Origin of the sequence: Mucilaginibacter pocheonensis, assembly GCF_031456535.1 — a bacterium.
Classification (GTDB): Bacteria; Bacteroidota; Bacteroidia; order Sphingobacteriales; family Sphingobacteriaceae; genus Mucilaginibacter; species Mucilaginibacter pocheonensis.
Map to the genome: position 1 here is coordinate 926,324 of NZ_JAVDUU010000004.1, position 20,083 is coordinate 946,406.

The following is a 20,083-nucleotide window of genomic DNA, read 5'->3' on the forward strand; positions in this document are numbered from 1 at the left end:
GTCTGATTCCTTTTCAATTGTTAAAAATTCAAGTTTACTCCCAAGGTAAATGAACGGGTAGTTGGGTACTTATCACGGTCATCCAAACCCGGGCTTAAGCCCAGCCTGTTCACTTCCGGGTCCAGGCCCTTGTATTTGGTAATAGTGAAGGTGTTTAAAGTTGACACGTAGATACGTGCACCTTTGAGATAACCAGTTTTTATTTTATTGAAATTGTAACCAAAAGTAATGTTGTCTACTTTCCAGAAGTCGCCGTTCTCTACATAATAGCTGTTAAACTCCAATGCGTTTACTTTTAACTCTGTTTTTCCAAAAACAGGCTTATAGGCAGATTTTAAAATATTATAATTTTGAATGGCAGGGTTTTCCATGTACATTCTTTGTGAGTTGATGATCTGGTAACCAAACGCTCCACGCATGGTAACACTTAAATCAAAATTTTTATAAGAGAAACTATTGTTCCAACCTGCGTAAAATTTGGGCAGGCCGTTACCAATTACTTTCTTATCCTCAAAGCTATGAGCAAAATCATCATACTTAACCGGTTTACCATCCCGACCTTCATATATCCATTTACCGTTTGCATCAATGTCAATAACTTTATATCCATAAAAATCGCCGATGCCCTTACCTATGGTTACAATATTGGTAAAGGTTTGAACCGGTATACCAGCAAATCCTGTGGTGAAATAAGGTGTAGTTGTTTGGTACAATTCGTTTGATAAACTAACCAGTTTGTTGGTATTGGTGGAGAAATTAACACTCGTATTCCATACAAAACTCCTTGATTTTACCGGCACAAAATTTAGCATCACCTCTATACCCTTATTTTCCATTTTACCCACGTTGGCGGTTGTAATTGGATATAAGTTTGGAGGACTTGGCACTGAATAATCATAAAGTAACCCTTTGATCTGACGCTTATAAACATCTATACTACCGCTTATCCTGCCTCTTAACATGCTGAAGTCGGCTCCAATGTTGGTTTCTGCTTTTTCTTCCCACCTGATAAATGGATTAGCGTTGGTAGCAGGTTTCAGAATCCGTGTCCATTTTCCATTAGAATATACATAATCGCCATAATTTATTAATGGCTGGCTCAAGAAACCAACCAACGGCGGGTTTCCGGTTATACCGTAGCCTGCCCGCAATTTTATGTCATCAAACAATTCCTGGTCTTTCATGAAGTTTTCTTTGGTTATTCTCCAACCGCCAGAAACCGCCCAAAAACTACCCCAGGGATTATTGGCTCCATACAACTGACTGGCTCCTTCACGTCTTAAACTCGCCATCAGCAGGTACTTGTCTTTGTAGCTGTAATTTAATCTTCCAAAAAAGCTGATCAGGTTAGTTTCGATTTTACCACTGCTCAAATTAGCCAGCTGGTTCTTTATCCCTTCGCCCAACCCAATGTTATTATAACCAAAAATATCAGTCGGGAAATCCTGGTTATCAGCATAAGTATTTGAAGTAACATTTTCCTGATAACCATATCCTGCTAAAACAACAAAATGGTGGTCATTTACTGACTTAGAATATTCAGCTGTCCATTCTGTCAACCTGTCAATAGACAATTTGGAACTTACCGACGCAAAGCCATTTAAGCCATTTTTAATTGTAGAAATATGTTTTTTAGTTTCTGCGTATCCGTTATTTGCATTAAACCTGGAGTAAGAAAAAAGAGCGGATAGCTTTAAATCGCTTATAGGTTTGTAAGTAATGGTACCGTTCATACGGGAGTTTACATTTTTTGATTCGCCATCACTTTCATACAAAAGCGCCAGTGGATTTTCATAGTCAAAATTCCCTGTTTGTTCATAAAAATCGCCATTTGCATTGCGTACCGGCTCTGTAGGGTTACGGATCACCGTTTGTCTGTATATCCAGCCATTAAAACTGTTATCTCCGTTATTATTTCTTGTATAATTATTGGTTTGATTAAGTAAACCGAAATTAAACTTCAGTTTATTATCCCACATACTATGGTTCACATCAATTCTACCGGTGAACGTGTTGTTGTCACTCTTTTTAAAGATACCCTGCAACGCACGATAATTTGCAGAAACAAGGTAGTTTGTTGCGCTGTTTCCACCTTTTATAGTAAGGTTGTGAACTTGTGTAAAAGGTGTGCGGGTTGCTTCTTTTAGCCAGTCGGTATTACTTCCGGCATCCCATGATGCCAGTCTTGTTCCGGCTTTTATCTGGTCGCGGTAATCCTGCGCCGTGAGCATATCCAATTTCTTTGAAATAACCTGGGTTGTGGTGTAGCCGCTGTAATCAACACTGTTGGTATTTGTTCCTTTTGCTCTTTTAGTGGTTATGATAATCACACCGTTAGAACCCCTTACTCCATAAATAGCAGCCGATGAACCGTCTTTTAATACGTCTATTGATTCTATATCTTCGGGAGCTACCGTTTTAAGATCGCCGGGAACCCCATCAATTATTACTAAAGGGTTAGAATTAGCACCAAATAAAGTGGTATTACCCCGTAATAAAACCTGTGTACCGTCCGTTGGGTTACCGCTTGGAGCCGCAACCGTTAAACCCGCAACTTTGCCCTGCAATAACTGCCCTGCATCCAATACAGGTCCTTTAACAAAATTTTCGGCCTTTACTGTAGCAACCGAACTGGTTACATCCGCTCGTCTTTGGCTCCCATAACCAATTACAACAACTTCATTTAACGAGTTAGGTGATGCCTTAAGCAGTATGTTAATAATATTGCGTCCGTTAGGTACAACTTCCTGCTGTATATAACCAATAAAAGAAAACACCAGGATAGCATTATCATTAGGAACACTTAAGGAATATTTGCCATCAACGTCGGTTTGCGTACCTAAACTGGTGCCTTTAATTTTAACGCTTACCCCGGGCATAGGCTTATCATCTTCATCAGTTACCTTGCCGGTTATAGTTTTGGCATTTACATCTGTTGAGTTAATTTCTGAAGGTGAAACCTGCTCCTGGGCGACGGGTAAACCGCTTGTGTTATCATCTTTATTAATTTTACTCAACACAATACGGTCGCTAATAATCTCAAACGTAATACCCCTTGATTGTAAAAGCTCAGCAAGTATTTCTTTTAACTTTTCTTGCTTCGCATCAATAGATACTCCCTGTTCCTTTTCAACAAGGCTCTTGCGGTAAACAAATTTTAAATTCGTTTCCTTCTCCAATTGTTTCAAAACAGTATTCAAGCTCGAGTTACGGATATTAAAATCAAGCCGCCGGTCCAATACAGCCTGTCCCTTGCTTGACGTGGCATAGGACATCCCTGTAAAAATGAGCGCTATTACGAGCTGACTAAAAGTGACTTTCATAATTTTAAACCAGTCAAAATGGTTTTGTAAATAAATCTTCATACATTTAAGTGTTTCTTTTGATAAAAATTGAGACATAGAACTGCCCGGATCACCTGTTAAAGGCGTCACATTCCGGGTATAAAAAGGTTTAGGAGTGTCTCCAGCACTCCTATTCTTTTTCAAGAAAATTTAATGGGTTAGGTACTAATTCGTTTTTCCATATTTTTAATCATTAGGGGTAATTTGGTTATTTATATAATTGGTTATTTATTGCTTTCCAGTACAAATTCATTTCCATGAACCGTGTAGTTTACATCCAATGTTTTTTTCAGGATATCCATAATAGCAGGCAGATTTTCGTTGGTAAAATCGGCCTTCAAATAGTCTGAATTTATCTTTTCGTCACCGGAGCTTATATGTACATGGAAATTTTTATTAAGTACGGCAAATACCTCTTTTATCCTGGTGTTATTAAAAGATAAGCTCATTTTTTTCCACATATCTATCGATGTATCCTTCACTTCGTCATTTTTCTGTAAATGGTCAAGTTGTTTATCATAAACAGCTTCCTGATTGGGCAGCAACATTACCCCCTGGTTTACATCATTGGTTTGCCCTGCTGCATTTAATTCCTCACTTTTTTCCTTTTGCCCGGTAAGGCTTACTGAAACTTTCCCTGTAATCACATTAACTCTAGTGGTTTTATCCTGGACATAAGAACGTATGCGAAAGCTTGTTCCCCATACCTTTGTAACCACGTTTCCGGTATAAATTGAAAAGGGTCGTTTATGATCTTTTGTTACTTCAAAAAAGGCTTCACCCGTCAAGGTTACTTCGCGCTTATTTTTATCAAATACTTTTAAATAAGTTAATGTTGATTGTGGGCTTATCCACACCATACTGCTATCAGAGAGTATTACTTTCCGGATAGTGTTTGTAGTGTTGGTCACCATTAGTTTTTCATTATTTTCCTGCACCGAATTTTTGGAAGGCACCTTATATTTTACCAGAAACAGAATCAGTAATACAGCGGCACTGCTGGTTACCCAATATATAACCGACTTAAACCGCGTTGACCATCCTTTATTGAGCTGAAAGATGTTATCATTTTCGGCGGCCTTAATATTGTCCTCAATGCTGTTCCACATCGTTATTTTGAAAGCTTTCTTTTCATCCTCCGACAGATTAGAAACATCGTCCTGATCCAATTCAAATGATTCATACCAGGAACGTATCTCAGCTATTTCCTGTTCATTACAGTTGCCTGCAAAATATTTCTCCAACAGATCGGCAGGTAATTTCTTTTTCATTAAGTGCTTGTTAAATACAAGATTTAATTATGGTTTATAATAAGATGTAACCTTAGTAAGCCTTATCCCCTACTTAATTCAGAATAATTTTAAAAAAAAATAAAAATTGTTCTTAAAACGTGATGAAACTGGTTATTCTTAAGCAGTTACTTAATGAAAAAGAAAAGAAGGATGACGTTAATATTGACCCGTAAATAGCGGAGCGCTTTAGTAAGATGGTTCTCTACGGTTTTTTCGGATATCCCTAAAAGCCGGGCTATTTCCTTATTAGTTTTATATTGATTTCGGCTTAGTTCAAAAACAAAGCGGCATTTGGTAGGTAATTGATTTACCTCCATATCAACCCTTTCTTTTAACTCTTTGTAACTGAAATTTTCTTCGGTAGAATTATCAAAACGATCATTCACCAGCAAGAGTAATTCATTATAGGTATTTCTAACAGCCTCGGCTCTTTTATAATTTAATACCAAATATCTTATTGATGTAAACAAGTATCCCTGGAGGGATGAGTGTATTTTAACCTGAGTTCTGTTGATCCAAAAACTTGTAAAAAAATCCTGAACGATCTCTTTTGCAGGCTCCCTTTCTTTAAGTCGTTTATATGCCGCCGCATACAGATCCAACCAGTACCTGTTATAAATCTCTTCAAAAGCTGCAATATCTCCCTGGCCGAAAAGTTCGACTAACTCATTATCAGGAAGACCACATAACTTCTTCATTTTGGCGCTTTATGCGTTTGCAAACAGATCAATAGCTTAATTCTGTTAGTACAATCACCAACAGCTAATTGTTAATTTATTTAACACATATTAATAACAGCTATTTAATTAATACCTTTAATTTCAGCGAATTGTGCATTTTTCACATTTCATCTGCTTCAATTTGGCATTAATGTATCAGCATGTTAATAACATTACTTAGGTTATAATTGAAGGCAAGCTAAACAATATTTTTTATTTTCTGATCAAAAAAAGAAAAATAATTGTATATACAACACTAATAAATTTTTAGCGAAAATATTGAGTTGAGTAAATACAAAATCATATCAGTTTAATGCCTTAAATAATATAAGCCATTATTTACCAAGCTTTAGCTTTAATAAATAATACGCTTTATTAACCTATAAATAAGTGTTAATATAACTGTTATTATAAGATTATGCTCCGGCATTTAAAATTTCAGGGATATAGGGAGCAAACATCAATATTCGGCAAGCCATTTATGCAATGGCTATCATAGTTCTTATTGCAGCGCCTGCTGCTACTTTTTCATCAATGTGAGGTTCGATTACAACCACGAAGCAAATCAGAAAATGCCCGCAATATTGTTTGAAAAAAAACTTAAAAATAAGCCGGGTAATGATAACTTTATATACATTTTAACAAACTGACAGATTGTTAGTTGTCTAAACGTACAAACCTAAAACCTTATCCTGCATATGATAAAAAAAAGCGTCCGTTGTTTAATTCTGCCGGTGCTTTTGTTATCAATAGGCCTGTGTGCCAATGCTCATTATTTAAAGCATCTGCGCAATTATAAAAAAGTTAAAAAACATATTGTTCCTGTAAGCATTCCTGTTACAATATCTGAAGCAAATACATTCAAAGCTGTAGTTTCTCTGTCAATCTGCAGTGGAACATCAGCAACAATACCCGGCGACATACCCACCCCGGCTGGCACATTTATTTGGCAAGTACTTAACGCCGCCAATAATTGGGTAACAGCTCCGGGAGTTAATTCCGGTGCCGATTATATAACAGCAACACTCTCAAACGTTGTAAACACCCCCCAAATATATAGCTTCAGGCGCAGCATAAGAACTGCTTTGGGTACAACTTATGATTCTTATTATGATGTTACTGTAAATCCAAAAACAGCTATTGCTACTAACCAGATAACCGCTCCGCCTGCGGTTACGCTGTGCGTAAACAGCGACCCTGATGTTATAACCGGCAGCGCCGCAACCGGTGGAGACGGCGTTACTTATAACTACCAATGGCAGCAATCAACAAACGGGGGGGCGAATTTTACAGATATTCCAGGAGCTATCGGCGTTGATTATGACCCGCCTGTGCTAAGTTCCACTACTGTTTACCAGCGCAAGGTAACTTCCGGAGTGTGTAATCCACCATCAGTGAGTAACAAGGTTACCATTACTATTTTAAAGGCCATAACCAATAACCAGATATATAATCCGGCAACTGTTTTCTATTGCATCCGCGGCATACCATCAATTATAAATGGGAATATACCTTCGGGCGGTACAGGTACTTTTCGTTACCAGTGGCAAAACTCAGCCGATGGTGTTAATTTTACAGATTTACCGGGGAATAATGCAACCCGGCAAGACTACGACCATCCTGCGCTAACAACTACTACTTATTACCGGCGAGGCGCTATTTCCGGTGCCTGCACAATACCCTCATACAGTAATGTGGTTACCATAGTTATACAGCCTGGTCTGAGTAATAATTCAATTTTTGCCCCAGACTGTCCCATTGGCGGAGTTGTTATTAAGGGCACCGCAGCAGCAGGCGGCATCGGAGTTTATGCCTATCAGTGGCAAAGTTCGCCAGATGGCGGCCGATATACCAATATACCCGGTACCGATGCGCAAAATCAGGATTATCAGTTACCCGCAACAACCGGCACAACCTATTATCAGCGCCTGGTTACTTCCGGTGCCTGTACAATACCGTTGGTCAGCAACCAGATCTTTGTTATTGTAAGTTCGGCGGTATCTGGCAATACCATTACAGCGCCTGCAATAACTGCATTTTGTTCAAGCGGTATCCCGGGCCCAATAACAGGCACAATACCAACCGGCGGGGCTTCCTATACTTATATTTGGCAAAGTGCTGTTAATGGCGGCCCCTTTACCGATATTCCAAACTCCAACCTGCAGAATTTTGATCCGCAAACCATAACTCAAACAACGACTTACAGGCGGGGCGTTATGGTACCAGGTTGCAATACACCGATATACAGCAACGCGGTTACAATAACTATACAGCCGGCTTTAAACAATAACACTATACAAGCACCGTCAATAACTGAACTTTGTGAAAGTGGTTCTTCCGGATTGATAATCGGATCAACTCCCACAGGCGGCAGCGGAACCTATATTTATTCATGGCAAAGCTCAGTAAATGGCGGTCCTTTTATTGATATACCCAATTCTAACCAACAAAACTTTGATCCTCACACAATAACTCAAACAACCACATACCAGCGTAGTGTAAAATCAGGTCTCTGTAATACACCGTTGGTTAGTAACCCTGTAACAATAAAAGTAACACCAGCAATTACGTCAAACGTAATAAACCAACCGGCAAATGCAGTTTATTGCGGTTCCAGTCAGCCCCTAACCATTACCACGCAATTGCCGGCAGGCGGCAATGGTGTATATGCCTATCAATGGATGAGTTCGACAGATAATATTAGTTATAATCGTATAAGTAATGCAACCAATGCGGATTATGTTGTGCCTGCGCTAACTGTTACCACATGGTTTAAACGAATGGTATCATCAGGAGCTTGTTTAAACCCATTACAAAGCAACCCGGTAGTTATAACTGTTTACCAGGCTTTAGATAATAACACCATTACACCTCCATTGGTAAGCAGTTTTTGTCAATCAGGAAATGCAACGCCAATCGCAGGTTCACTACCCACAGGTGCCAACGATAGCTACACTTATCAATGGCAGCAATCATCAACCAATACTGCAGCAGCATTTACCGACATAAGCGGTCAAACATCTGCCAACTTTGATCCGCCTAATCTTACTTCAACCATGTTCTATCGCCGGGTAGTAATGAGCAGTGCCTGTACAACGTCTTTGATCAGTAATATTATTGAAATACATATAACACCGCCTGTAACATCCAATTCCATATCGGCCCCGGTCACTTCCAATTGCGAAAGTGTTGACCCTCCGGTAATTTCGGGCAGCATTGTACAAGGAGGTGATGGCCCAGGTTCATATCATTATCAATGGTATAGCTCAACCAATAACAATACAAACTGGAGCCTGATACCTGGTGCAACAGGTATTGATTATGACCCTCCGGTAATTACCACTACAACCATGTTCAGGCGTGATGTAACCTCTGGCATCTGCCAGGTACCGCTTTCGAGTAACACAGAAAAAATAGTTGTTAATCAAATCCCAGCTAATGTATCAGTAGGTCCGGTTTCGCCCGTTTGTACCGGCGATATGACCACAATTTCAGTATTATCTCCAAACCCGACGTTATCTTATATCTGGTATGATAGTCCGGCTAAAAACAATATACTTTTCACTGGCCCTTCGTATACAGCCGGCCCCTTAGCTGCCTCCCAAACTTTTTATGTAGAAGCATCAAATGGTATCTGTACAAGTTTAGCGCTGGCAAGTGTACCTATAACTGTTAACCCACTTCCACCAGGGCCGGTATTGGTTACAAATCCGGTTTCAACATGCCGGGGAGGCACGCCCGTTCTGAGCATATTAAACCCGCAACAAGGCTATACTTATAACTGGTATCTTACTCCTTTAGTTGGCAGTCCTATATTTACCGGTCCCAATTTTACGCTCTCTCCCGTTAATAACAATGCTACGTATTATGTAGAGGCGGTAAATAATGTTTCAGGTTGTGTGTCCTTTACCCCCCGCACTGTGGTAAACGTATCCATTACTCCACCGCCAACAGTAACAGCAAAAGGAACCCAAGTTTGCCCCGGCGAAACGGCAACATTAACAACAGATAATAATGATATTAACGTAACCATAAACTGGTATACAAGTCCAACAGGCGGGTTATCTGTTTTCACTGGCAACAACTTTATTACACCTCCAGTTAATGCAAACACCATGTATTATGCCGAGGCTGTAAGTAATAGTTGCGTATCGGCAACACGCTCTATAGCCAGGGCCGAGGTAATACAACCTTTGCAGGCTCCGGTTGTAAATGTTGAAACTGCTCTTGCACAAAGTTTAACTTTCAGTTGGAATACGATACCGGAAGCCACCGGCTATGAGGTAAGTACCGATGGCGGCCAAACTTTTGTCATCCCGAGCTCAGGTATCAATGGCAATACGCATATGGTTACAGGTTTGCTGACAGGGCAAAGCATTACCATTATTGTAAGGGCAACCGGAAGCAGCACCTGTCAGCTTAGTAACAATTCGGCTCCTGTTACGGGCACAACCGTTAATGCCCAGGCTGATAATATTTTTGTAGCCAATGCCTTTACCCCCAACGGCGACGGAAAGAACGATTTAGTATACGTGCGTAATGAAAATATAAAAAGCCTTAAATTTTATGTTTACAGCCAGTGGGGCGAATTGCTTTACACTTCGCAAATTCAGCAAAAGGGATGGGACGGTACTTTTAAAGGAAAAACAGAGCCCCCAGGTGTATATGTATATTATCTGGAAGCAATTATTAACGACGGGAAACAAGTGAAGAAAAAAGGCACAATTACGCTATTAAGGTGAAAAAGTTAGTTTTACTCATATTGCTCCTGTTCCAATTAGCACTTGCCAGTGTTGTTAAAGCACAGGTAGATCCTCATTTTTCACAATATTATGCCAATCCTTTATGGCTTAACCCTGCGCTAACGGGGATTATTGATGGCGATATCCGAATTAATGCCAATGCTAAAAACCAATGGAGCGGTATTCCTGATGGGTATAAAACAACAGCCCTTTCGATTGATTCGCGCCTGGGCGAAAAAACGGGTCTTGGGTTTAATATTTTAAACCAGTCGGCAGGTACAGCCGGTTACAAATATCTTGCTGCATACGGTTCGTACGGATACGGCATAAGTATTTCTGCCGACGGTATGCAAAAACTGCATTTCGGTATCCAAGCCGGAATAATCAATCGCAGTTTCGACCCCAGCAAGCTTCAGTTGGACGATCAATACAACCCCGTAACCGGCTTTGATCCAAATACTCCCAGTTTTGAAGGTTTTGCAACAACCAGTGCAACGGTATTTGACGCAGGTGCAGGAATATTTTACTATGATAGTGACCCAACTCATACAGCAAATGCATTTGCAGGTGTAAGCGCTGCTCATCTCACCTCACCAGCAGACCCTTTTACGGGCGGCTCCATAAAAAGCAAACTGGCCGTTCGTTTTGCCGGGCACGCGGGTATCAAGGTTAAGGCCTCAGATAACCTTGACATAATACCTCATGCTATTTACATTAGTCAACAGACAAACACAACAAAAGCATTGGGTGTTTATTCTGAAGTGAAATTTGCAGGCGATAACGGTTTAATTTTAGGGGGAATGTATCGCATCGGCGATGCGGCAGTTACCAACGTGGGTTATCGCCTCAAAAGTTTTGCCATCGGATTAAGTTACGACGTTAACACGTCCGCCTTAAAAGGAGCAACAAACGGACATGGCGGTTTTGAGCTTTCGTTGGTTTATGTTTTCCGCAGAGGCCCTATCAATCCGTCGGTGGTTTGCCCTAAGTTTTGAGGCCCAAAGCTAATCATCTTTAAAGATCAGGGCATAACCAGATTACCATCGTTAAATCTGACGACCAAATATTCCGGCGTTAAATTTACACCGACCCTATCGGGTATTATGCCTTGGTTAAATGCTGCCAGATAATATCAAAAATATCAACCGGAGCAATATGATCCTGCAAAACCTTGTCATTAGTTATTAACACCGGCTTATACTTTTCGGGAACATTAATCCGTCCGTGCGAGCCTTTGATCAGCGTAGCATCTAAGGGAATCACATCCATTACATACCTGAGCCCGGCCTTTTTACGAAGTAATTTGTATCCTGCCCGGGCTTTTGAGGTCATAAACATTTCTACAGGGTCATAACCTGGTTTCTTATGAATGTCAACCACCCGGGCGTAATCAGGGGCTTTGGCATCATCCAGCCAAAAATAATAGGTAAACCAGCTGTTTTCGGCAGCTACTAATACCAATTCGCCGGCACGCTCATGATTTATATGATGAGCCGACTGACCTTCACGATCAAGTACCAACTCAATACCTGGTACAGTTTTTAATAAAGCTTTTACCTGTTCGGTTACAGACGGATCATTAATATATACATGTGCAATTTGATGATCGGCAACAACAAACGCTTTGGAGGCGCCGGGATCGAGCAGTTCTAATCCCCGCTCTACCCGAATTTGTAACAGGTTATGTTCACGGAATAAACGGTTTAAATGTATAGGATTACTTACCGGGGCAATACCATATTCAGATAAAAGGATGATACGTGCTTCCTTCTTTTCATAAAAAGTAACCAGTTCTTCAAGAAGGGCATCTATTTCTCCAAGCTCTTTAGCTATTTTTGATTCATAGGGTCCAAACTTTTGCAGACAATAATCTAAATGCGGAAGATAAATTAATGTAAGCGTAGGGTTATGCAGATCATCAGTATACATAGATGCATCTGCTATCCATTTGCTCGATTTAATATTAGCTCCAGGGCCCCAGAACTGAAACAACGGAAATTGGCCCAGCTTTTCCTGAAGTTCATCGCGCAACGCTGCAGGGTGCGAATAGCAATCGGGCATCTTCCTTCCGTCTGCCAAATAATTAGGTCGTGGTGTTACCGAATAATCGGCAGTTGAATACATATTATACCACCAAAACATCATCGAAGAAGTAAATGAAGCATCTGCCTTTTTCGCCTTATCCCAAATCTTGTCGCCGTTTACCAGCTTATTTGATTGCTTCCAGAATTTAACTTCGCTATCAATACGATCATACCAACCGTTACCCACTATGCCATTTTCAACCGGATATTTCCCGGTTAGATATGCTGATTGCACCGCAGTAGTTACAGCGGGTAAAAGCGGTTCAATAATGTTCAGGTTTTTGCGGGCGATATATGCTTTTAAAAAGGGTGTGTGTTCGCCAATCACAGCGGTAGATAATCCTACAATATCAATAACAACTGTTTTATTCATCATAGTTATCAGTTTGTTAATTTGTATTTAACCCATTCAAGCTCGCGGATAATTGATTGCGTAAGCGGGATTTTCAAGGAATCGGGTAACACACCCCAGGTATAGGTTTCTACTTCCAGATGATCAGTAAAAGGCTTTTCCATTTGGATCTCCAGTACTTTTATAATATCAGCTTGTGTAGACTGAACCAAGCCAAAATCTTCTGAAAATACAGGTACATGGAAATGAGCCCTCCATTCCCGGGCATCATCTGTTGCTGTTAATGCATCGGGCAAATCAGGGTAGCGCAACAATTTGCCATCGGCAAGCCTGGCAATAACCTGGTGCAGGTAGGTTGATTCATTAAATTTTTCAAACTCCGCAAGAATAGTCTGTTTATTAGTATGCGAAACATCAAATTTGGCTTTTAATGCAGCGCTGATCTGTATCTTGCCAACTTTGATCCCCTTATTAGTTAGTTCCTCAATAACAAGTTCATGCGGTTCGTAACCAATAGCAAAATGACAAACATCGTAGCATAGGTTCACATGGTCCTTAATAAGCTTTTGTGATTCTGCAGCCGGTATTTGATAGTTTTGTTCAAAAAAAACAGAACCTTGCAGCAGCAGGTCCTGCTCAAACCAATTTATAAACTCACGTCCGGTTTCCAGTATTCCGTCTGGTTCGGGTTCAATGTCCAAATGTAATTGAATACCTGTTTTTTGCTTTATCAGGTTAAGTTCTGCGGCTATCCGCAGTATGTTTTTAGTAGCATCGGATTTGGCCGCTTCCAATGCAGGCGCTGTCTTAAACCAGTTGCGGTAACTCAAAGGCGAAGTAGATATACCACCTGCCATACCCTCGGGCAGCAAATTAGCCAAAATATGAAATAGCCTTAAGGTATAAGCTACACGATCGTCGGTTGTCCAGTCGGGTGCATGCACCTGGTCTTTAACTATGGTATGATGGAACCCACCATAAGGGAAGCCGTTCATGGTAAATACATAGGCTTCCTGCAGTTGTAGCCATTGTTTAAACTGTAGCAGATTATCACCCTGAAGAAGTTCTATGCTGGCAATATTTGACAGCCGTAACCCAATACCCATTGGCGCATTGGGCGACAGTTGTTGCTTTATTTCGGGGAAGCTAAGTTTTAACGCATTGAAATGATCGGCCCAGTTTTCCCCAACATGTATGTTAGTGCAATAGGTTAAATGTCCTGCGGTAAGTTTCATAAATGTAAGGTGTTATTGCAGTTGAAGTTTGTACATCTCTGCCAATTTTTCACCAGCCTGTTTTAACAGGTCAGTATCAATTTCATGTACCTCTTCGCCTTCTCCAATTGCTTTAAGCAGCATAATGGTTAGCTGTCCACCTAAATGTTCGCGAAATTCTTCCAGTCCGGCCAATATGGGACTGTTGTTTTTATCTACTTGCAATAAAGGGTGCGAAACTTCAAAACCAAGGTTTTGCAATGTTTGGATTATCCTTTTACTTTGCACAGATGGTAACCGGCCTGAAAGTTCGGCATAAACGGTATCAAGCGCAATACCCATAGCCACTGCCTCACCATGGCGTACTTCAAAATTGCTCAGGTATTCCAGTTTATGTGCGCTCCAGTGACCAAAATCAAGCGGCCGTGACGATCCGTTTTCAAAAGGATCTTTACCAGCTATATGTTCCATATGGAGCTGTGCGCACTTCCAGATCAGATAATTCATTGCCGCCATATCACGTTGAACCAATGCTGCAGTATTAGCTTCAATCCAGTTAAAAAATTGCTCATCTTTTAATAAGGCAACCTTTACCGCTTCAGAGATCCCTGAACGCCAATCGCGATCCGTTAATGTTTTTAAGAAATTATCATCATTAAAAACCACCGCCGGAGGGGCGAATGTTCCTAAAAAGTTTTTCTTGGAAAAAAAGTTAATCCCATTTTTAACACCGATCCCGGAGTCGTTCTGAGAGAGTACGGTGGTTGGTATACGTATATGCTTAATGCCCCGGTGCGACACCGCTGCGGCATAACCCACCATGTCAAGCACCGAACCGCCGCCAATAGCGGCAATATAAGAATGCCTGTCAATGCCAAAGGTATTAACAGCCTCAACAATGTTGTTAAAATAAGCTATACCATTTTTTACGATCTCGCCACCCGGTACAATTAAAATATCAGGAATAAGCTGTATCTGGCTATCAACAGAGAAATACTCCTGTATCTCCGTTATGAGCTCCGGATGTGTATCTATCACGCCTTTATCGGCAACGAAAAGTATTTTACGTAATGAGGCCGACGTTCCGGTACTGTGCAAAAAATCATGAAACAGGGTATTGGTTTTATTAAAAATACCCGTTGTAAAATAAACCTGATATTCAAACTTTATAGAAAAAGATTGAGATAAGTGCTTCATATGCTGAGAAATATTTTAAGTCAATATAATTAAGTAACAGCAAAAAATTTAGCCAGCCAGATAGACAATGGAAGTAAACTCGCTATGGCCAATGCCGCATAAATCGTGCTAAATGTTACCGCCCACGCAGCATCCATCAATATTAATGAAATAACACCAGCTTTTACCGCCATACCAATATTTTTACCAACGGGGTTTTGAATGGCCTTTAATAAAGGCTTAAAGATCATCCACAAAAAGGGAATAAGAATAATAACGGACAGGAGTAACTTATTATTTCTGTAGGAAAAGAAAAGAATACAAGCGGTTACTATGCTATACAAAAGTGCAGCAATGTATAAATTTTGCTTACTGCCTCCATGTACCTCTCCGCGACTGATCATGGTAATGGAAAAGATATAAACTATGGGTACGGCAGCCAAAAAATACCATTGTGCTAAAGAAGCAGTTATTATGCTGATACCTAAGAGCAGGTTTAAACCTCTGCAAATTCCCATGTTAAGCGGGCCGGCAAAGGGATGATGTTTGCTGATCTTGTTATACAGTAAAGCAAAAAAACTAATCCCGGCTGCCAATAACGCTGATATTGAGCTTACCATACCTGCGGCTATAATCCCTGCAAATAAAAGGGTACTGCCAAATATGGTCGCCTGCCTAAGGCTGATGCGGCCGCTTGGAATAGCACGTTCAGGCCGTTCAATCTTATCCAGTTCGGCATCAAAAACATCATTAAATACAATACCACCACCATATAAGCAAGCTGTTGAAAAACAGAGCATTAATATGGCAGTTAAATGATCACTGAAAACACCGGTCGAAAAAACACCAGCTATTGCAACACCAGCTAAAACATCCGCAACTGAGGTTACAACGTTGGCAGGCCTCATCATCCTTAAATAATCAAATATTTTTTTCAAGGCGATCAGCTGATAATAATAGAAGATTTATCAATACGGGGTTGTTGGCCTCCTCTTAATATGCTGTTTCCTTCAAATTTGGCACTCTGGTCAATGGTTGTAGTAAAGTCAGCCTCATTGATTTGACCGCTTTGGGCAAAAGCCGTTATGGCATTACGATAAGTAACCAGTTCTATATCGGCAAGACTTATTCCATTAAGTTTCATTAAAGCTGCAGTTTTTGGTACCGCCAGCGGATCGCTAATGCCCCAGTCTGCCGCAGAGTTGACCATGATCCGTTCGGGGCCGTATTGTTTGGTGATCTCAACCATACGCTGGTTACCCATTTTGGTAAACGGGTAAATGGTAAAGGCTGCCCAAAAACCCCTGTCAAGCACTTCTTTCACGGTTTCCTCGTTATTATGGTCAACAATTACCATATAGGGATTAAGCCCATGTTCAACGGCTATATCCATGCTGCGTTGGGTACCCCGCTTTTTATCACGATGGGGAGTATGTATTTGTACCGGTAAACCAGCCTCCTTTGCTAATTCAAGCTGTAAACGGTAATATTTTTCCTCGGCAGCGGTTTGATCATCAAATCCTATTTCGCCAATGCCAACAACGCCATCTTTATACATAAATAATGGCAGCATTTCCATAACCTGTTCGGCCAGGGATTCATTATTGGCTTCTCTTGAATTGAGTCCTATAGTGCAGTAATGCTTTATTCCAAACTGCGAGGAACGAAACCTTTCCCAGCCAACAAGGCTGCTATAATAATCTTTAAAGCTATCAACACCGGTACGGGGCTGCCCTAACCAAAAAGAAGGTTCAATAAGAGCAACTATTCCTGCATCGGCCATGGCCTGATAATCATCAGTAGTGCGCGAGGTCATATGTACATGTGGATCAAAGAATTTCATCCCTTTTATCAAATCCATATCGAATTTCTCGGCAGATTGCGCTGATTCTAAACTTCTTTCTTCTATATTATGGCTGCAACACATGTTTTTTACCGTTTTTATGATCAATAATTTGTTAAAATTTACCTTGTTTCATATCATCCAATCGTTTTGAGTCAACAAACTTTCCAACCAAATACCAAAGCATAGGATCTACTGTACGACCGGCCGAGTGACGTTCCATAGCATAATCGATCAATATGCGGGCCAGTTCTTCATTAGCCCTTTTGTCAAGGCCGTATAAGTGGTCTACCTGTTTTTCTGTAAAGAAAGCTTTTAAAACCATTTGGTTCCATGCCGGCTCTTCCAGGTTTTCTGCCGGAAAAGGATTATCATACATAATAGCTTCCAACACAGTACTTATATTACTCCGAATGCCTTCCATACAGCGTTTAACCCACAATTGAGGATAAGGCAATAGTGGAAGGGCCGAATACAAAGCGACCTGCTCATTCATTTCGGCGACCGAGAAAAGGTTTTCAACAATGTTAAAATAATGGTCTTTATCTGTACTATCATACTGAATCAACAACCAAACCCTGCTAAGCCTGTCGGCACTCCAGTAATTGATGGTGAAACCTGGTTTTAAAGCCGCCAATAACTCTTGTTGCCGCTGTGTAACCGTAATACCTGCCTTACCGGTTTTACGTGGTATCATAACGAAAGCGGTATTAAAAGCAGCTTTATTATTTTTGTTACTTTCTGCACTAAGCCAGATCCACGAATCCGGACTGATATTATCCTGTATAATGTTAGCAATCAGGGCGTTTAATTTCTCTTTATCGGGGGTGTTCATAACCTATTGTTAAAGCACAAGATAGTTAATTAGTAGTGCCGCGGCAATGATCAATAAACCAAAAAACTCCCTTGTTTTTTCAATGTAAGGCTTGGTTGCCTGCATGCTTTCAACCAAACTGGGCTTATTATATTTAGTTACCCAGTCACGTACGCCATCTTTTTGAAAAAAAAGAATTATCGCGTAACCCAGATAAAACGTTATCAGCAAAATGTAAACCAGCGGGTAAAATTTGCCGAATGCTGCCAAACCGCAACATATGGCAGCGCTTAAATATATGGGCACCCATAAGTACCAGTCAACATCATTCAGATTTAGCCAGGCGAAAACCAGGAAGGAAAGCAGGAAAATGATATTTAAAATTAAAAGCATGTGAATAATGATAAAACTAACAACTGTTAACCATATATTAATATAACCAATACGGATTTTAAATACGGATATTTCAGTCCAAGTAAATTAAAATAGCCGGTTTATACAAACTACCCGCTTATTAAAATTATTTTGCCAGCGAATTTATCCATAACGCAATTTTCCGTGCCTCCTCCTTCGGTACCTGCGGCATTGGCGGCATTGGTGTTGAATAGTCTGGCCAATGTTCGGGCTTAGGATTATGGATTAGCTGCACCAGCTCAGTTATACTATATTTTCTTTTAGCCACATCTGCATACGCCGGACCAACCTGACGCTTATTAGCGTTATGACATGATAAACAGGTATTTTTCAACAATAACGGTTTAATCTCTTCATAAGTTGGAATGGCATTAACTGATCTCACTAATTTTGTGTTAGCACCTTTTATTGTAGTCCCTTTCTTGGCACCTACGGCTGTTGCCTTTTTGATTTTATTAGCCGAGTTCAGCCTGCTTACCCCTGCCATTGCTAATTTTTCTCCTACAGGAATATTATTCAAGGTGTAATAAGCCGTTGGGTGTACCAAATTATAGTAATTCTCCTTATCCCGCACACCATTAATTGTAATATTATGAATATAAAACCTGCGCAGGTTCTTTACGATTAGCCTGGCACGTAAACCATCGGCAGATACTTTAACGCCGATAATTGGACATTGCTGGGTACTCACCGGCGGACTGCCGTACACCCCGTGGTATTTATATATAAAGCTTTCTATGGAGTAAGACGCAATATCATTAGCTGATTTTCTTTCAACCGGCTTGGTAAACTCTATTTCAAAACCATCGGGCATGGCACGAACAGCCTTCATTTCAAAAGGCATTTTATTGTTCCATAGTAAACGCTGCAGGCCCATGGCTGCTTCACCAGCCGCACCCCAGCCACGACTGGTTTCGCCTGCAGCTAATGAGCCGTCAGGCAGCCATGCCAGTCTCACAATACCTGATTGAAAGCCACTGCGAAAAGCCCAGGCCGCTCCCTGGTATTCGCCATTTACTTTTTCTAAAAAAATACGGTCAACCATACTTTGACCCTGGTCGCCTATCAATAACTGACCGGCAAAGGGACCAAATACTCCTTTGGGTATTTTTACAATTTCAGAGTTAGAAATGCCCAATATGGCGTGTGGTAACCAAACAACAGGCAAAGTTAAATCAGGGAACTCTTTTTTTTCCTCAAACTCAGTCTTGTATTTTTCATTAACAATATCCTGCGGCTTAAACGGCTTTCCATCTTTATCAAATTCAACCCTGGGATTATTTTTCGCAAAAAATTGCTCTTGTGTAAGCTTTAGCGGGGAGTTAGGTAGTTTAGTCCATACTAAGCTTGCCGGATGGCCCATAAATGCGCCCTTCTTAATCTGCATAATACTACCCGAGCCTACCCAGTCACCTTGATTATCGCTATACCATAATTCACCATCAATCATGCTGATGCCGCATGGCGAACGAAATCCTGCAGCCCAGGGAGTAACGGTGCCATCCTCTTTGATATTAAGTGCCCAGCCTCTGTAAGGCACCATGCTTTTGGGGTGCCACCAGGTATCGGGAAAACCAAGATTCAGCGTAACAAAAAATGAACCATCGGGCGCGAGCTTGGGGCCAAAGCTGTATTCATGGTAATTGCCCGATAGGGGCCACGCATAAATAGTTTCATAAACATCGGCTTTGCCATCCTTATCAGTATCGACCAACTTGGTAAGCTCGCCGCGCTGTGCTACATACAGCGCGTCATTTTTCCAAACAGCGCCTAAAACTTCGTGAAGGCCTGATGCAAATTTATGAAAAACCGGATGTTGACTGGTTGGATTTTCAACCATAAAGATATCGCCACGCCTCGTGGTTACGGCGAGGCTGCCATCTGGTATAAGGCACAGACCACCAACTTCCAATATAACGTCCTCAGGTACCGGAACGGTCATAATCTTGAAAAAATCATCTTCTTTAGGCGATTCGGCCTGAGCAAAAATATCGGTAACATGACTTAAAAGAGCACATGCTATTAGTATGGTAAATAAAGCGGCTTTGTTTACTAAGCGTTTTAATGTATAATTCATGACCAGGGTTGT

At 40.8% G+C, this 20,083-nt stretch carries 13 protein-coding genes; 2 read left to right on the forward strand and 11 right to left on the reverse strand.

The genetic code is table 11. From position 1 onward, the window contains the following. Nucleotides 1-20: 20 nt before the first annotated feature. From J2W55_RS22280 to J2W55_RS22290, 3 genes are all read right to left on the reverse strand, one after another. Nucleotides 21-3,365: a TonB-dependent receptor gene (locus J2W55_RS22280; protein ID WP_310101371.1), complete on the reverse strand. Its 3,345-nt coding sequence runs from the start codon at nt 3,363-3,365 to the stop codon at nt 21-23. 203 nt (nt 3,366-3,568) lie between these two features. Continuing rightward, the gene (locus J2W55_RS22285) at nt 3,569-4,615 is read right to left on the reverse strand and encodes a FecR family protein (RefSeq protein ID WP_310101375.1); all 1,047 of its coding nucleotides are present in this window, start codon (nt 4,613-4,615) and stop codon (nt 3,569-3,571) included. Nucleotides 4,616-4,761: 146 nt separating this feature from the next. Next, on the reverse strand, nt 4,762-5,334 hold the full coding sequence (locus tag J2W55_RS22290) for an RNA polymerase sigma-70 factor (protein WP_310101378.1): 573 nt from the start codon (nt 5,332-5,334) through the stop codon (nt 4,762-4,764). Nucleotides 5,335-6,053: 719 nt separating this feature from the next. Here J2W55_RS22290 and J2W55_RS22295 point away from each other — a divergent pair. Next, nucleotides 6,054-10,097, forward strand: coding sequence for a DUF8696 domain-containing protein (locus J2W55_RS22295; RefSeq protein WP_310101381.1), 4,044 nt, complete (start codon nt 6,054-6,056; stop codon nt 10,095-10,097). Next, complete coding sequence (locus J2W55_RS22300) at nt 10,094-11,092, forward strand: PorP/SprF family type IX secretion system membrane protein (RefSeq protein ID WP_310101384.1); 999 nt, start codon at nt 10,094-10,096, stop codon at nt 11,090-11,092. The genes J2W55_RS22295 and J2W55_RS22300 overlap by 4 nt, the downstream gene beginning before the upstream one ends. Nucleotides 11,093-11,198: 106 nt before the next feature. On the opposite strand, the gene J2W55_RS22305 is transcribed toward J2W55_RS22300, so the two are convergent. The 8 genes from J2W55_RS22305 to J2W55_RS22340 form a co-directional block, all read right to left on the reverse strand. Continuing rightward, entirely contained in the window at nt 11,199-12,557 is a 1,359-nt protein-coding gene (locus J2W55_RS22305) for an alkaline phosphatase family protein (RefSeq protein ID WP_310101387.1), read from the reverse strand. A gap of 5 nt (nt 12,558-12,562) precedes the next feature. Then, on the reverse strand, nt 12,563-13,768 hold the full coding sequence (gene eboE / locus J2W55_RS22310) for a metabolite traffic protein EboE (RefSeq protein ID WP_310101389.1): 1,206 nt from the start codon (nt 13,766-13,768) through the stop codon (nt 12,563-12,565). 12 nt (nt 13,769-13,780) lie between these two features. Further along, nucleotides 13,781-14,944 (reverse strand): 3-dehydroquinate synthase, encoded by a 1,164-nt coding sequence (locus J2W55_RS22315; RefSeq protein WP_310101391.1) that lies wholly within the window; start codon nt 14,942-14,944, stop codon nt 13,781-13,783. 29 nt (nt 14,945-14,973) lie between these two features. After that, complete coding sequence (gene eboC / locus J2W55_RS22320) at nt 14,974-15,861, reverse strand: UbiA-like protein EboC (protein WP_310101394.1); 888 nt, start codon at nt 15,859-15,861, stop codon at nt 14,974-14,976. Nucleotides 15,862-15,866: 5 nt separating this feature from the next. After that, a complete protein-coding gene (locus J2W55_RS22325; protein ID WP_310101397.1) occupies nt 15,867-16,850 on the reverse strand; it encodes a TatD family hydrolase in 984 nt (327 codons plus the stop codon). Between the two features lie 31 nt (nt 16,851-16,881). Then, nucleotides 16,882-17,601, reverse strand: a complete 720-nt coding sequence (locus J2W55_RS22330; RefSeq protein ID WP_310101399.1) for an EboA domain-containing protein — start codon at nt 17,599-17,601, stop codon at nt 16,882-16,884. A gap of 9 nt (nt 17,602-17,610) precedes the next feature. Then, on the reverse strand, nt 17,611-17,973 hold the full coding sequence (locus J2W55_RS22335) for a transmembrane 220 family protein (RefSeq protein WP_310101402.1): 363 nt from the start codon (nt 17,971-17,973) through the stop codon (nt 17,611-17,613). Nucleotides 17,974-18,100: 127 nt separating this feature from the next. Continuing rightward, a complete protein-coding gene (locus tag J2W55_RS22340) occupies nt 18,101-20,071 on the reverse strand; it encodes a c-type cytochrome (protein WP_310101406.1) in 1,971 nt (656 codons plus the stop codon). Nucleotides 20,072-20,083: the final 12 nt, after the last annotated feature.